16 protein-coding genes and 1 pseudogene are annotated in these 15,110 nt (G+C 30.4%); 6 read left to right on the forward strand and 11 right to left on the reverse strand.

Going from position 1 to position 15,110, the window contains the following annotated elements:
- Positions 1-28: 28 nt before the first annotated feature.
- Both RH98_RS12715 and RH98_RS12720 read right to left on the reverse strand, forming a co-directional pair.
- Positions 29-505 carry a copper resistance protein NlpE gene (locus RH98_RS12715; protein ID WP_010255486.1) on the reverse strand — a complete coding sequence of 159 codons (477 nt, stop codon included), beginning with the start codon at positions 503-505 and terminating at the stop codon, positions 29-31.
- A 188-nt stretch (positions 506-693) separates the two neighbouring features.
- Entirely contained in the window at positions 694-1,191 is a 498-nt protein-coding gene (locus RH98_RS12720) for an ecotin (protein WP_010255488.1), read from the reverse strand.
- Positions 1,192-1,597: 406 nt separating this feature from the next.
- Here RH98_RS12720 and RH98_RS12725 point away from each other — a divergent pair, with 406 nt between their 5' ends.
- The 5 genes from RH98_RS12725 (at position 1,598) to RH98_RS12745 (ending at position 4,947) form a co-directional block, all read left to right on the forward strand.
- Entirely contained in the window at positions 1,598-1,984 is a 387-nt protein-coding gene (locus tag RH98_RS12725; RefSeq protein WP_010255491.1) for a hypothetical protein, read from the forward strand.
- A 451-nt stretch (positions 1,985-2,435) separates the two neighbouring features.
- Positions 2,436-3,551: a DEAD/DEAH box helicase gene (locus tag RH98_RS12730; protein ID WP_010255494.1), complete on the forward strand. Its 1,116-nt coding sequence runs from the start codon at positions 2,436-2,438 to the stop codon at positions 3,549-3,551.
- Between the two features lie 32 nt (positions 3,552-3,583).
- On the forward strand, positions 3,584-4,012 hold the full coding sequence (locus RH98_RS12735) for a cold-shock protein (RefSeq protein ID WP_010255495.1): 429 nt from the start codon (positions 3,584-3,586) through the stop codon (positions 4,010-4,012).
- Positions 4,013-4,036: 24 nt separating this feature from the next.
- On the forward strand, positions 4,037-4,228 hold the full coding sequence (locus tag RH98_RS12740) for a cold-shock protein (RefSeq protein ID WP_010255497.1): 192 nt from the start codon (positions 4,037-4,039) through the stop codon (positions 4,226-4,228).
- Positions 4,229-4,386: 158 nt separating this feature from the next.
- Positions 4,387-4,947, forward strand: a complete 561-nt coding sequence (locus RH98_RS12745) for a hypothetical protein (RefSeq protein ID WP_010255498.1) — start codon at positions 4,387-4,389, stop codon at positions 4,945-4,947.
- A gap of 407 nt (positions 4,948-5,354) precedes the next feature.
- Here the strand turns inward: RH98_RS12745 and RH98_RS15480 are convergent, their stop codons facing one another.
- The 6 genes from RH98_RS15480 to RH98_RS12770 all read right to left on the reverse strand — a co-directional run bounded on the left by RH98_RS15480 (position 5,355) and on the right by RH98_RS12770 (position 9,640).
- Positions 5,355-5,492: a transposase gene (locus RH98_RS15480; RefSeq protein WP_081498632.1), complete on the reverse strand. Its 138-nt coding sequence runs from the start codon at positions 5,490-5,492 to the stop codon at positions 5,355-5,357.
- 304 nt (positions 5,493-5,796) lie between these two features.
- The gene (locus RH98_RS12755; RefSeq protein ID WP_010255504.1) at positions 5,797-6,336 is read right to left on the reverse strand and encodes a GNAT family N-acetyltransferase; all 540 of its coding nucleotides are present in this window, start codon (positions 6,334-6,336) and stop codon (positions 5,797-5,799) included.
- 278 nt (positions 6,337-6,614) lie between these two features.
- Complete coding sequence (locus RH98_RS16095; RefSeq protein WP_369383827.1) at positions 6,615-6,791, reverse strand: group II intron maturase-specific domain-containing protein; 177 nt, start codon at positions 6,789-6,791, stop codon at positions 6,615-6,617.
- Positions 6,792-7,027: 236 nt separating this feature from the next.
- Entirely contained in the window at positions 7,028-7,504 is a 477-nt protein-coding gene (locus tag RH98_RS16100) for a reverse transcriptase domain-containing protein (protein ID WP_010255506.1), read from the reverse strand.
- Positions 7,505-7,746: 242 nt separating this feature from the next.
- Entirely contained in the window at positions 7,747-8,463 is a 717-nt protein-coding gene (locus RH98_RS12765; RefSeq protein WP_010255508.1) for a GA module-containing protein, read from the reverse strand.
- Entirely contained in the window at positions 8,453-9,640 is a 1,188-nt protein-coding gene (locus RH98_RS12770; protein ID WP_010255510.1) for a hypothetical protein, read from the reverse strand. The genes RH98_RS12765 and RH98_RS12770 overlap by 11 nt, the downstream gene beginning before the upstream one ends.
- 880 nt (positions 9,641-10,520) lie before the next feature.
- Between RH98_RS12770 and RH98_RS12775 the strand changes: the two genes are divergently transcribed.
- Positions 10,521-10,847 carry a helix-turn-helix domain-containing protein gene (locus RH98_RS12775; RefSeq protein WP_010255514.1) on the forward strand — a complete coding sequence of 109 codons (327 nt, stop codon included), beginning with the start codon at positions 10,521-10,523 and terminating at the stop codon, positions 10,845-10,847.
- Between the two features lie 57 nt (positions 10,848-10,904).
- On the opposite strand, the gene RH98_RS12780 is transcribed toward RH98_RS12775, so the two are convergent.
- The 3 genes and pseudogenes from RH98_RS12780 to RH98_RS12795 form a co-directional block, all read right to left on the reverse strand.
- Positions 10,905-11,504, reverse strand: a complete 600-nt coding sequence (locus RH98_RS12780; protein ID WP_010255516.1) for a TetR/AcrR family transcriptional regulator — start codon at positions 11,502-11,504, stop codon at positions 10,905-10,907.
- Positions 11,505-12,567: 1,063 nt separating this feature from the next.
- Complete coding sequence (locus RH98_RS12790) at positions 12,568-13,836, reverse strand: alkaline phosphatase family protein (RefSeq protein WP_010255521.1); 1,269 nt, start codon at positions 13,834-13,836, stop codon at positions 12,568-12,570.
- Positions 13,837-14,160: 324 nt separating this feature from the next.
- Positions 14,161-15,009 (reverse strand): annotated as a pseudogene (locus tag RH98_RS12795) (IS3 family transposase); the annotation flags it as partial.
- Positions 15,010-15,110 lie beyond the last annotated feature (101 nt).

Here is a 15,110-nt window from a genome sequence, read left to right on the forward strand (position 1 = left end):
TTTTTTATAAAGCGATTAATTCTGTTAATTATTTTTGTTGTAAATAATATTTATCAGCTAGTTCACCAGTGATTTCTTTTCCTTCAGTATCTAGCATTAATAAACTTCCTTCTCTTACTTGGTACTGAGTAGCATCATCACCAACTTTTAAAGTAACAATAGAACCTGTTTTATCCCAAGTAAATGTTCCTTTATCTTCGAATTTACCATCTTTTTTATCTTGATAAACAGTAACTTTAGTAAAAGTACCATCTTCATTTAAAACAATAGTAGTTTCAATACCAGGACAATCAGCACAAGGAATAACTCCTTGGTAAGTACCAGCCCAGTCTAAAGAGTTTTCAGAAGTATGCATATCAACTACTTCCTGAGCCTCTTGGTTACCTTCTTCAGTAACAACTTCGGTTTGAGTTTGCGTTTCATTATCTTTTTTGTTGTCTTTACATCCAACAAAAGCAACTGCTGTAGTTAATAGAGCAACTGCTAAAAGGTTTCTTCTTTTCATATTAGAATATTTTTTTTATTGGGTAAAAGTACAAATTATTCAAAAACAACCTCCATTTTTAACCAACTTTTGTTATTTGCTATTTAGTATTTTTTAGATAGAATGAAAATAAAATATAGTTGATTAAAAATAAAGTAAATAGTAAAGGGAGCCAAATGACTCCCTCTACTATTTATTTTATCAATTAACTAATTAATTCTGTTTTGCATTACTTCGCTAGCTTGATATTCATCTCCATCAGTTTCATAAATTTTAAATCTTACTTCATACTCCTGTGGAACATAAATAACAATAGGTAATCTACCATTATAATTTACAAGCTGTGGCGCAGCAGATACAAATAAATGACGATTTGGAGAATCTATACATCCCATCTGTGTAGAGGTCATCTGACCATCGGTTGTAAAGACATAATAATTGTAGCCCCATCCTTGTAAGTCTTTTTCTTCTAACGAGCCCATTAGTCCAAAATAATTACATCCATCTACTTCAGTAACTTTTCCCACTTTAAACTCAATTTTTTTATTATTATCAAGCTTTGAGTGAGGTACCTCAATCACTACTTGTTTATATCCTTTCTCCGGTTTTGGGAAAATAGATAAATCTGTTTTTGTAATTACGTTTTGTGCCAACCCACTTGCAACAAGTCCTAAACACAATACCAAACTTCCGATAAACTTTCTCATAATTTTCAATTTTATATAAACAAAAATACGCTTTTTTAGCTTAAAGCGAAAGTAGAATTAGTCAATATATAAGAGTAGAATAGTAAAAAATGCTATTTTAAAACTTACAAAACACAATAATATATTTCTATTGACATAATTTAAAGGCTATTAAGTTTCTAGCAATATCACCGCCTAGGTAATCCAATATTGTATTATTCTATCTTCATTTTAATTTTTAGCATAATATTTGTAACACTCACCTATATATGAATAATTAAACAACAATAAAATACAATTTCAAATATTAATCAATAAAGCAATCTAACAAACAAATATTTAATCATAAATAAACAGTATTTAATACACAAAAATTTGTTTTTTATACAAAAAAATTATAATATAGCAACAACAAACTATCCTTACTATGAAACAGAAATTAAAATCAACAAGTATTTTTATACTTATATGTGCTTTAATAACTCTTTTAATTAATGCAAACCAAAAGAAAACATTTCTCTTTGGTGAGCAAGTAGTAGCTAAAGTTATGTCTATTAAAAATTTAGAAGAAGATAATTCATCTGTAAAGAAACAGCAGGTTACTTTTACAGTTCAAGATAAACTCTTTACTACTAATATACCCTACCATTCTACTAACCGTTTAAATCTTGCACAACCCATTAAAATTGTGAAGGATCAAGCTAATACCACTTTTGTATTAGATCCACTAGAGGTAAAAGAAGAACTGCTAATTAGTCTATTTTTACTACTAATAGCCATGTATTTTTGGATTAAAGCATATCGATTACACTAATAAAAAGTTTCCATCCGATAAAACTAAAAAATAAAAAAAACTAACTTTATTAAGGGTAACACCCTCAAAATAAAAACTAAATACCATATTCTATTATATTTTTTTCAAAACGATGTTTATTATCCAAATAATGTTAGTATATTTGCAATGTATTAATAGTTAAAAAGATATTATTTTACGCATCTAGTCTTAATCACTAGTTTAAAAAGCAGAATAAATCTCAACTTTTGATTCTCATTACTATAGATAAAAATGTTATTTTATTTTTTAAAATTTTATACGTAACTGTTTAGAATTTTGATTTTAAAAATATAAAGAGTTAATTACTTTTTTCATGTCATTTTAGCTAACAAGCTACCTTTATACTAAGCTGAGAACAATAATACAGCAAGTATAATAATATAAGTAGTACATCAAAAGGTTTAATCCCTTTAGATGATTAAGTAAATGCATGATTTTTAAAGACCTATCTATTTCTAGTCCAATACTTCAAGCTATCCAAGAAGTAGGATACACCACTCCAACAGCTATACAAGTGCAAGCAATCCCTCCAATTTTACAAGGGAAGGACATCATTGGATGTGCGCAGACTGGTACTGGGAAAACAGGAGCATTTGCAATTCCAATCTTAGAGGGCCTATTAAATAAACAAACTTCAAAAAAAGTAGTTGAGACTCTTGTACTTGTACCTACTAGAGAATTAGCTTTACAAGTAGAGAAAAGCTTTAAAGATTATAGCAAACATACTGCTATAAAAACCATTGCACTTTTCGGAGGTGTTGCTTTACCTCCACAAATAAAAGCACTAAAACAGAATCCGAAAATAGTAATAGCCACTCCTGGTAGATTATTAGATTTAATACAGCAAAAGCTTGTCTCGATTTCCAATATTAGTACTCTAGTATTAGATGAGGCAGATCAAATGCTAGATATGGGCTTCATACATGACATTAAAAAAGTCTTATCGTATGTTCCAAAAAAGCGACAAACACTATTCTTTTCCGCAACAATGCCTGCAGCTATAGAAAAATTTGCTCGCACTATACTTTACCAACCAATTAAAGTAGAAGTTGCAGCTAAAACTCTAACAGCTAAAAAGGTAGCGCAATCAGTTTATTTTGTCAATCAAGAAGATAAAAAGAAAGTATTGCATACTATCTTAAAGAATAATGCTGAAACACAAACACTTATTTTCACTCGTACTAAACACGGAGCCAATAATTTGGTAAAATACTTGCAGAAAGTAGGACTAAATTCAGTAGCAATTCATGGAAATAAATCACAGAATGCTAGAGTCGCTGCATTAAATAATTTTAAGAACAATAGTATAAATATACTTATCGCTACGGATATTGCCGCTAGAGGTATTGATATTGACAAATTACCATTTGTCATTAATTATGAAATCCCTAATGTACCTGAGACTTATGTACACCGTATAGGAAGAACAGGACGTGCTGGTTTATCGGGTGAAGCTGTGTCCTTGTGTTCACCACAAGAGAAAAAAGACCTACTGAACATTCAAAAACTTACAGGAGTCAAGCTCCAGGTAATTTCGAGTGAATAAAATTTATACTAAACTTTAAAAAACTTATATATATGGCAGATTCTTTTTCTAAAAAAGAAAACTTCAAAAAAAAATTACAAAAACAACAAGAAAAAGCTAAGCGCAGAGAAGAGCGTAAAAGTGTAAACAATAAAGGGAAATCACTTGAGGATATGTTAGTTTATGTTGATATAAATGGTAACCTAACAGATTTACCACCAGATCAACAAGAAGCAGAAGCTAACAAAAGACAGCATCAACGAGGTTATGCTAATTCTCAAGAATCAGATACAGCAGGTACCGGAACAGTTACTTACTACAATGAAAAAGGTTATGGATTCATTATTGAAAACAAAACACAGGATAATCTTTTCGTACATAGTACTGATATCTCACAACCGCTAAAAAAAGGAGACAAAGTTTCCTATACAAAGCAAAAAACATCAAAAGGCCTTAGAGCTGTAGATGTAAAAATCATATAATACTAATATTTAATTTTAATTACCATGCAAGAAGGAACAGTAAAATTCTTCAATGAAACTAAAGGTTTCGGATTTATTACACCAAAAGACGGAGGACAAGACATTTTCGTACATACTACAGGTTTAAACGACCGTATCCGTGAAAATGACACAGTAACTTTCGAAGTTGAAAGAGGTCAAAAAGGACTTAACGCAGTTAACGTTCGTAGAGCGTAATTTATATTAGGGTATCACCTAAAAAAATTATCTACAATAAATTAAGCATGGCTGTATTACATCCATGCTTTTTTTGTATATAGAATTAACACTCCTGACACCATAGCTTTTATTTAGGTTTTTATATTATTCACTGGAATAATAAATAAAAGCAAACAATGGTATTAGCTTACTCTTTTAAAGAAAAAGTAATAAACGAGATCCTTGTCAAACTCTTAGATAACACACAAGGTACTCTTATTATTTTCCAAGGCTATGTAAATATACTCCTTCCAGAACCTTGGTTTGTTGCAAGTCCAAAAATGGCTATAATAATAGATTCGCAAGGAAATGATATACCTAGAAAATATTGGAACGAATCTTTAGTTATAAAAGCAAAAGAAGAAAAAGCAAAAATACCTTTTCAAATTGGTCTAATTAGAAACTTTTTTATTTTTATAGCTACTCTAGCTATTGTTATGCCTATTGTAAATAAAAATAAAGCGCAAAAAGCTATTGACCTTAAAAACACCTTAAACCAACGCATAGCTGACATAAAAGTTGGAGATATTTATCATTGCGTCTTTATGGATGACAAGGCTAATGATTTAGGAATTGGAACAATGAAAATCACAAAAGTACAAGGCGATACAATACGCTTTGCAGCCTCAGAAGAAAGAATGGAAAATACATTTGCAAATCATAAAAAAGAAGTTGACTTTACTACATTCCAAGATTAAGAAATAATATTTAACAAAAAAAGCATTATTAAAATCTCAAAAAGATCATTCACTACTATCTATTCCACAAAATAATATAGAAAGAGTTTATCTATTAGGTAAAATACTAGGAGTAATTAAATAACAGAAAATACCTCGGAGCAAGTCCACGAGGTATTGTTAGAACAGCGTAAGTTGACCTGAATATACTTTCTGGTAATCTTTGTCTGACTTACCTTTATTTCCTATATACTTCCGTATCAATTATTTACTGCCTAATAAACTTACTGTATTTACATAAAACCACTTGTCTATAAATCACCTCCTTATAATAATTGCTTTATTTCTGGGTGAAAACGGAACATTTCACCAGCTGTAATACTCTTTATTATCCGTACTATTTGACTTAATGACAAACTTGATACACTTTATATCAAAAAATAAACGTGATCTGATTCATAGCCTATATCCCAAAAAGCTATCTCATATCTCTCTGATATTCCCTCACAAACTTTCACCAACCTAAGACCTGATTCATCTGTAAGTACCTTACGCCTATATTTCATAGAAAATACTCTGTATGGTACAATAGTAACGTCTTGCTATGACTCTTATAAATATGCTCATCATCCTGATAATTTACACTTTTTCAAAGTGTTTTGAAAAACCATCCGTCTTTCAAACTTTTCCTTCCCCCCCCCCTGGCTTGCCTTGGGGAATTCTTTCGATTAAAGATAATATCAATCAAAGAACAATAAAAGAAGATAACAAATACATTATTCCTATTATGTATAATAAAGAAGGTTTACAAATGCCTATGCTTTTAAGAAAACAATAATTATTTTAACTCTCACTCGAGTTATTTAAACACTAATTTTTCTTTATAAAATTCATAACATATAGTTTATGCTCTAGCAAAGGATGATCTTTAGGAACAAGTGGATGATTAAAATTATATAAATATTCCATTCCTATTTTAAGCATAACTTTTTCTGAAGATTTATTAACCACTGTAGTAAAAGCATATATCTTATCGAATGGCAAGTTTTCTTTAGCAAATTTTAAGCATGCCTTGGCTGCCTCAGAGGCAAATCCTTTATTCCAATACTCAGGAAGCAATCTCCATACTATTTCCACGGCCGGGGCAAAATCCACGTCAAAAACAACCTCACTAAGACCTACAAAACCAATAAATTCATGGGTTTGCTTAAGCTCTACTGCAAATACTCCATATCCATTTTTAGCGATATCTTCTTGTAATTTTAACATCATTAACTTAGACTCTTGAGCAGTCTTTGTATCTAAGAAATAGCGCATTACCATTTCATCACTATTTAAACTTACAAAAGCGTTTAAATCATCTTGTTTATACTGTCTTAACAAAAGTCGATCTGTTTCAATAATTACCATTAACTCTAGTTATTTATTACAAAAATACTTATTTATCTGTAATTGTAGTTTCTAATAAGAATCAAAACTTACTTTAGACAATCGAGTAGGAGGCTGAAGATTATTTCTTCACCCGACCTCTCACACCACCAGGCATACGGATCCGTACCATGGCGGTTGTTAATTTACGATACTTTTAGGTAAATGTCATTCAGAAATGTATATCCTGCTTTCCTTAGAACCCGAATATTCAATGATGTTTTTAAAACAGGAATCAAGGCTACACGACAATACCCCTTTCAGGTATTAGCCCATTGATAAGTTTGATTAGCTTTAACACCTATCTTTTTAAGATTGGTGTAGCTTAATCCCTTACTCTTCCAATTCTTCCGTATAAATATCCGTATTCTTGACCGAAGCCATTTATCTATACGCTTAATCTTATCTGACATATTCGCTAACTTGAAATAGGACATCTAACCTGTTACAAACATCTTTAATGTTTCTTTGAGTTTATTATAACTCTTTGCATGAACACATAGTTCCCACTGTTTGTTTTTATTGACATAAAAACTGTATCCTAAGAATTTTTTTCCTTGAGTATATCCTATAGTAGTTTTATCTTTATTGACTTTTAAGTGCAGTACTGTTTCTATAAATAGAGTTATACTCTCTTTTACACGTTCGCACGCTCTCTTACTCTTACAGAAGATTAAACAGTGTCTGTATAGCGAACAAATCGATGTCCACGTCTTTCGAGCTCCATATCGAGTTCATCAAGCATGATATTACTCAGTAATGGGCAGAGAGGTCCTCCTTGAACAACTCCTTGCGTACTCTGTTCGTATTTTCCATTTATAATCACCCTAGAGTTTAGATACTTATGTATAAGTGAGATTACACGTGGGTCTTTTACTCGTTTTGACAGAAGTTCTATTAACCGGCTATGACTGACTGTATCGAAGAACTTTTCTAAATCTAAGTCCACTACGTAGTGGTACTTATCATTCAGATGTCTCTTCGCCTGTTTCAATGCTGTGTGACATCCTCTTTGAGGTCTAAATCCGTGACTACTTGAATGAAAATAACGTTCGTATATCCGAGATAATACTTGTGAGATACTTTGCTGTACTAATCTATCAATAACTGTGGGGATTCCTACTCTGCGTACTCCCTGAGGTTTATACATCCCTTTTGCTAACGAGTTTAATAAAAACTCTTTATGAAGTAAGAGCCATAGCTAACACTTCCCACTGTAAAGGTGTGTTCGGGACTTGCACCCTAGAGTTATTGCCCATACTGGGCACACAACAAAAAAGGAGAAGCTAGAAGCCTCTCCTTTTAAAGATTAGAAATAATATTTCAAATAGACTAATGATAGCCTAAATTATAAAACGCTAGTGGAATTAAATAAATTACAACATAATAAGATTAACTTGTTGCTAATTCATTTATGTTCATTTTGATCGTATAGATATGTTGTATATAACGATCTTTTAGTGGACCTTCATAAAAATAAGGGATTCCAGCTGGAAAATCATTTCCATTATTATAATGAATAAAGTGAAGTAAAATCTGTTTATTAGCATGATTGTAACCTGTTATCTCATAGGTAAACTTTAGCGAAGAGATTGTCATTACTACTGTTTTCTTCTCTCTGTTATAATCGTACTTATCCCCTATTACAATATCATATGTATGTTTATACTCTGCAATTCTTGATGCATCAATGTAAAACTTCCCTCTTATGGCTGTATTAGTTATAAATTGAAATACAGTCTGTTGATCATCTTCTAATGTTTTTACATCTTTCCACCCTGTCTCTTTCCCATCTATAACTACATTTTTTTCTACAGTTATAAATTCTAAATTTTTAAAAGAAACTGGTAGATAAGTATTCGCTTTAGCTAAGACATCTACAACTGCTTCATCCTGAACATCTGCTATCTCGTTTTTAAAATCCTTCTTCTCTTCTTTTGTTAGATTAGTAGCATTTTCTATTTTTTCAATAGCTTCTTTTTTTACCTCAGAGAGTCCAGATACATCTATATCATCATTAGAATCTGAACTACAGCTAGTAAGCATAAGTACAAACGATAATAAGAAAACAGAAAATAGACTGCGAAATGATAGACTATTATTTTTCATCTCTAGTTATTTTTCCAAGATTAATCGACTCGCTCGCTCCATTTGAATAATCTATATCAACATAAGTGTCAAAAGTAGATAAATCTGCTCTATAGTTAAATTGAAACAAATAGCTATCTAATAAATCCTTTTCAGTATCACCACTAAAGATAAAATTCTGGCCACTTGCATTAATAGTATTATTCTCTGTGTTTACAACTCTAAAACCAATAGAACGTATTCCTTCATTACCTAGCATTAATTCTTTTAATCCTTTGATATAAAATCTCATACTAACTGAGTTAGTAAAGGTATATTTACCAATATTTGTGAATTCTTTATCTGAAGCTACGACAAACTGTTTTAAATCATATTTAACTAGTGGATCGTTAATTTTAATATTGCTTTTAAGCAGTATTGGCTCAAAGAAAGTATCATTTGTTTTATACTGTAAATAAAGATTATAATCTCCAGACTCTATGATATAAGCTTTGCCATTTTCATCTAGCTGATTATCTTTTGATACAGATAGATACACAAGATTCTCCTCATCGTTTTTAAAATCTTTTACATTAGTATTCACGTAAAAACTTTTAGCAGGATTACTTTTATTTTCATAAAAATAACGAACTTCTTTCAGTTCTCCCTCGTAGTGTACATCCAAAAACTGTAAACTACCATTTGAAGAATTTAAAAATAGTTGATTAGGATAATCATTGCGATTGTCATAACTCATAACCTCTACATTCTCAATATAGAAATTAACAAAACGAACTTGCTCTTCAATAGTTTTCTCTAAACCATTTTTAGACTTTACAACTAATTGTAAGGTATAAGAAGTATTATCTTTTAAAGAATACTCATCGCTAGAGAGCGTAATAGTTTCATAAAATTCGCTATCCACATCTTTAAACTCTTGACTTACTATTTCTACTTCACCATCCTTCAGAGCTACTTTAACTAAAGCAATAGTATCTTCTTTATCAGAAAGTGTACTTACAAATGAGATGGGGAACTCAGAATTGTAATTTAATTGTTTACCTCCTCGTTGTCCGATAACAACCTCACTTAGAGATAAATCTTTTGTTGGTCCTACTTCTATTTCAGGATTCGTAACATTATTATCATCCGAACTAGAACAAGAAAATGTTAATAAAGATGCCATCAAGACACCAGCTAAAACGTAAACTCTTTTCATTTTATTTAGATTGAATTAAAATACAAAGGTATTTACAAGCGTTCATTTTGTGCAAATTATTGACAAAAAAATGCACATTAAGTCTAACTTATTAATAACCAATATAAATAACATCAAAAAAAGTCCTTTTTTGAGCTAAAAAGTATCGCTGTAAATGTTAAAGTTTTCCGCAAGCGACATTTTTTCTGCTTAAAACGATCAAAATACCCTATTAACTGTTTTCGTTTAAAATCAAAAAAATGGAGAAAAGTAAACCTTCACAATTACATATCTATTAAAATCAATTAGTAGGTTGAAGACTATTTATTCAGCCGACCTCTTACACTACTCGGCATACGGTTGTATATCAAGACAGTTTTTACTTTACAATACTCTTAGGTATATATTGCCTAAAAACTGCACTCGGCTTAATTCAGGTTGGTAGTTTTCTTTGCTGTTGGTGCTGTGTAACCTATAATTTCTTTGACTTTATTTATCGCTTCGGCTTTGGTTGCGTTTTCTTTGTGCATTATAAAATCTATCACGTCCATACTTTTCACCATGGGTTTTTACAGTTGGAACTAAAACAGTAGGCTGTATGCGTTTTGTAATATACCTGCATACTCAGGGGTTTTGTCCTCTTGGAACGGACAGTTTATTCTGCTCTAATTGTCTGTTTTTAATCCGTAATAATACAGCACCGTTGCCATGGTTAGTTGTTGTTTTATCTCGCTTATTTCCATACCATAAAAATTTAAAAATATTTTTGACACCTATTTAGGTGAAAAAAACCTTTTAGTTTTATCTAGCAAACTTTTTTAGTTTTGAAGAACCTATTTTGTTTTAATCTTTTTGCTATTCAACAATAATCAAGGTTTTTTTACTTATAAAGTTGTTTGTTATGGATTTTGGAACAAGAGTGGCTGATTTGAGAAAAGAGAAAAAAATATCGCAAACTGACTTAGCTGCGCAATTAAATATTCACAAAAATGTATTGGGAAGATACGAGAGAAACGAGGTATTCCCTTCCGTTGATATTGCTCGTAAAATAGCAGATATCTTAGAAATTTCTTTAGACTACTTAACAGGTAAAGAAAACATACGCATTGATAAAGATACCAGTACACGCATTTTAGAAGTGTCTAAGTTTGAAGAAAAAGATCGTGAACATATTTTCTCTGTTATTGATGCTTTTATCGCCAAAAGAAAAATTCAATCTATTTTATAAAAGAAAGGGGGCTGTCTCAAAAAGGACAGCCCTTTCAATAAAATATAAAAACATTAATTAAAGTCTTTTTAATAAAGCCTCAAGTGGTTTCATACCTTTTGGCGAAATAATACTTCGCATATGATACTCTAGATGCAAGTCCCTTTTGTCATTGTGTTCATACTCACTCTCTGGAAAATAATCTAAATCATTTATAGCACTAAATGATACAATCATAAATACAGATACAAAATCTATATCAAAATCTGAGCGATATACTCCTTCTTTTATTCCCTTTTCTAGATTCTTTTTAATTAAAGCTACATACTTTTTCTTATAGTACTTCTTTTGTTTATTGCCAAGCTTAGGATAGTACTTATGAAGTTCATAGGCAGCAGCAGATGAGTCAATTTCAAAGATTTTTTGTGTATCATGATGTAGTGAAAACATTTCCTGTAATGCATCTTGCTTTAATGCTATTATACTTTCCAATTGATTTAAAAATTGCTTATTTACATAAGTTAAACTTTTTTCAATAAGCTCTGATTTTGAGGAGTAGTATTCATAAAGGGTACGCTTAGAGATATTTAACTCAGATGAAATATCATCCATCGTCACTGTTTTATATCCCTGTTTTAAAAACATTGCTGTTGCTTTTTCTAAAATTGTAGTTTCCATAAAATTCTGATACCCTATAGTGTTTAAATAAGTAGATATTTGTAATTGTCAGTTCTCTTGCTAATTGTCTAAAATACAATCTTGAATGATTATAGTTTAGACTATCTGCTACTAAAATACAACTAATATATAAAAATAAATGTTTATCACTATATAGTTAAAACAACAAACAAATTACTAATAAATAACTAGTTTATTTAACAAAAAACAACCTAAATAAGTAAAATATCCACACATCAATTATTCATATCTCAAATACTAGATATAAAATCGTTATTAAAACACCTGTAAAATGAATAAATCTGGATTAATCCACTTATACAACTATTTATAAAATAAGTTAAAAATTAAAATAAAATAGATAAAGTAATAAAACACAACTCACTATCTACACACATATATCTTTAAATCAACATTATAAATAAAAAGTACATCTTTTCTCTTGTTGAGCCCCTTACCTAGCTATGGCTATTTTATTTTAGATAAAACCTTAGAGTTCCTATTATAAAACAACACCTTAGCCTTAATTGGCTAAGGTGCTATCAATGCTAGAAGTAAATAAACTTCCTCCCAGATAAACAATCCTGTAGTATACATCTTTATAGAAAACTAATAAAGCAACTCAATTACAGTACCTTTACAATGTTGAGTTATTTGCTACCTTTTCAACAAACAGAAACTTTTATAATAAATAAAAATAGTACTAACTAACTCAATTCTATAAAGCTACAGGAAACATAGGATAAAAAAAGTAATTAAATTTCACGGGAGTTTGATGCTATAACACTTAACCTTTTTTTTGACAAACCAAAAATGAGGTACTTTCTTAACAATCTTTCTAATTTCATAATTTTCGAAGATTAATCTCATATGTATCTCATACGGCAAAGTATTTAGATATAAATGACGTCGCCCACGAGATCTCGCCTTTTCTATAGCGACTGCTAATTGATTATATTGATTAAAAGTTTCTACTTTATTTAAATCTTTGAGATAAACAGTTTTCATAAAAATGCAAGAAATTAATTAAACAATAATGGCAAACTACTGTAAACAAGAACCTTTACTTTGTTGCATTATTAATCAGATAATTACTTCCATCTATCTTCTCATTAATTTTCAAACCTAATAAACTAGCAACAAAAGGATATACATCAATATTCTCAAAAGGCTGTAACTCTATACCACTTTTAATATTCACTCCTTTAGCCATGAACATTGCTTGCATTTCTTTTACCTCTAATGGATCATAACCATGACCACCAGCAGCTCTTGTTTTTGTAAAATAGTAAGGAGCTTTAGCCGTAATGAGAATATCTCCTATTCTATTAAAATAATCATCCTTAGTAGAGAAGTGATAATTAGCTGGCAAATCATCTTTCATATAAACATTCATAGTAGCTAAGTTCACATTAGCCACAAGCTTGTCAAACCAAGTACCTACATGTTTTTTATCCTTTACAAAAACACTGAGATAACTCCCATTTTCTACCACATTAATCTCCTGATTATCAAGAAGAGTTGGAAGTGATAAGAGTTTTTCTTGACTCAGTGCTAGCATACCATGGTCAGAGAGAATTATAAAATTAATTGGTAGGCCTGTTTCAGAAAGCCTCTCAACTAATTTTTCTACAGCCAAATCAATATATTGAGCAGCAAGTGCAGTAATTGGAGAATTGGGACCAAATAAATGTCCAGCTTGATCTACTTCAGGCAAATAAAAAGTAATAAGATGCGGTCTTTTCTCTTTTGGCAATTCTAACCAATTTACAAGCTCGTCTATTCTTTGATTTATCGTTACCGTTTCATTATAATCATAGTAATAAGTCGGTCTAGTTTGTTTAATATCTGCTTCAGAACCAGGCCAAAAATAACAAGCGCTTAACATTCCTTGTTCTTCAGCCAGTACCCATAGTGGCGTTCCACCATACCATTTAGAGTCCTTGACAGCTTGGGGATTTCTAATGGAATAATTCTCGTTTGTATTTGCATCATACATATTATTTCCCACCACTCCATGATGTGAAGGATATAAGCCTGTAACAATTGAGTAATGGTTCGCAAATGTAGCAGATGGATAACAAGTTAACATATAAGGCGCCGATACCCCTTGTTTAGCAAACTGATCTATGAAAGCTGTCTTAAAACGCTGGGTATAATCAAAACGAAAGCCATCTATAGAAATTAGTACCACATAGGGTTTGTCTAATTGATTTTTAGCATTTTCTCTATGTTCAATAATGTGTTTTTCACTTTTATTTTGTCCAATTACTATAATAGTTGAGCAAAAGACAATTAGCAAAAACAAAAGTTTTGTAAAGTATTTTTTCATGTAGTAAAGTGTTGTGATATGTTTTATTAAGAGGTTTGCAAATATCACATGCTTATAAAAAACTACAAATAGACAAACACAATTTTACAAATACTTTATAATAATTATAAATTAAAACTACTATTTAAAAAACACATAAATATATAAAACACAACACATTAAAGATTTAAAAACTATAATTTATAAAATAAAATTAAAATTATAAGTTTACATATTTAAAATAAATTATAGTATTTAAAATTATTTAAATAAAAAAAATACAGTTAATTAATGTTTTGACCCCTATAAACCTAGAGTATTTTTAAATTTTTAAAGTATAATGTTTTAGGTTACTTTTTCTCTGCTACAAATCAAGTGTTTGTCCTTTTCCCATTTCTCCATTGGAGTGATTTTTCCAAGCAAACCATGTAGTCTTTTGTTATTATAAAATACTACGTACTTCTTTAATATTTGTTCTATTTGTCCAAAAGTAAAGTATTCAAATTTAGTAAAAACCTCTCTTTTTAAAGTACCGTGATAGGCTTCTATGTGGGCATTTTCCTCTGGTGTTGCTACGTGTGTAAATTCTTGTGATACACCTACTAAGGAAAGATATTCTCTTACATTCTTGGCAATAAATTGACTACCATTATCCGATCTAATAACCACATTTTTAGGGTAATCTAACTCTTCAAAAAGCCCTGACAATAATTCTATTACCTGCTTCTGCTTAATATTAAAGCTGAAGTAGTCTTTTAATATTCTACGACTGTGTACATCAATTACAGAAAGTAAATAAGCATTTTTACCTTTTTGTGGTATCCATACCATCTTAATGTCCATTTCAATACACTCTAAGGGTCTTGTAGTCTTTACTTTACGATGCTTAACGTACTTCTTATTCGAATGATCTCTAGTTATACGAGTTTGTAAAAGTTTGGCGCTTTTCATGATACGAAATACTTTTTTATGGTTAATGGTGTACCCTTCGCGTTTAAGATACTCGCTCATCATACGGTAACCACAATCCATAAAATCACCCTTTAAAAGCTCTTTAATTGACTCTACAACAGTTTGTTCGTTAACCCAACCTTGGGTTTTATGATAGGTTAATAAAGTAGCTTTATTACCTTTTGACTTGCCAGAACCCTTGAAGTAGTACGTGCTTTCACTTAAGCCAATCCAATGTATTAGTTTAGCTTTACTTTTTTGATATTTAGTCGCCCCTTAAAAACAACTTAATTAAATATAAATCAATATATTACACTTATTTTTATGTATTTTTTGTTTAAAAA

It is taken from the genome of Myroides injenensis M09-0166, from assembly GCF_000246945.1.
In the GTDB taxonomy this organism is placed as follows: Bacteria; Bacteroidota; Bacteroidia; order Flavobacteriales; family Flavobacteriaceae; genus Flavobacterium; species Flavobacterium injenense.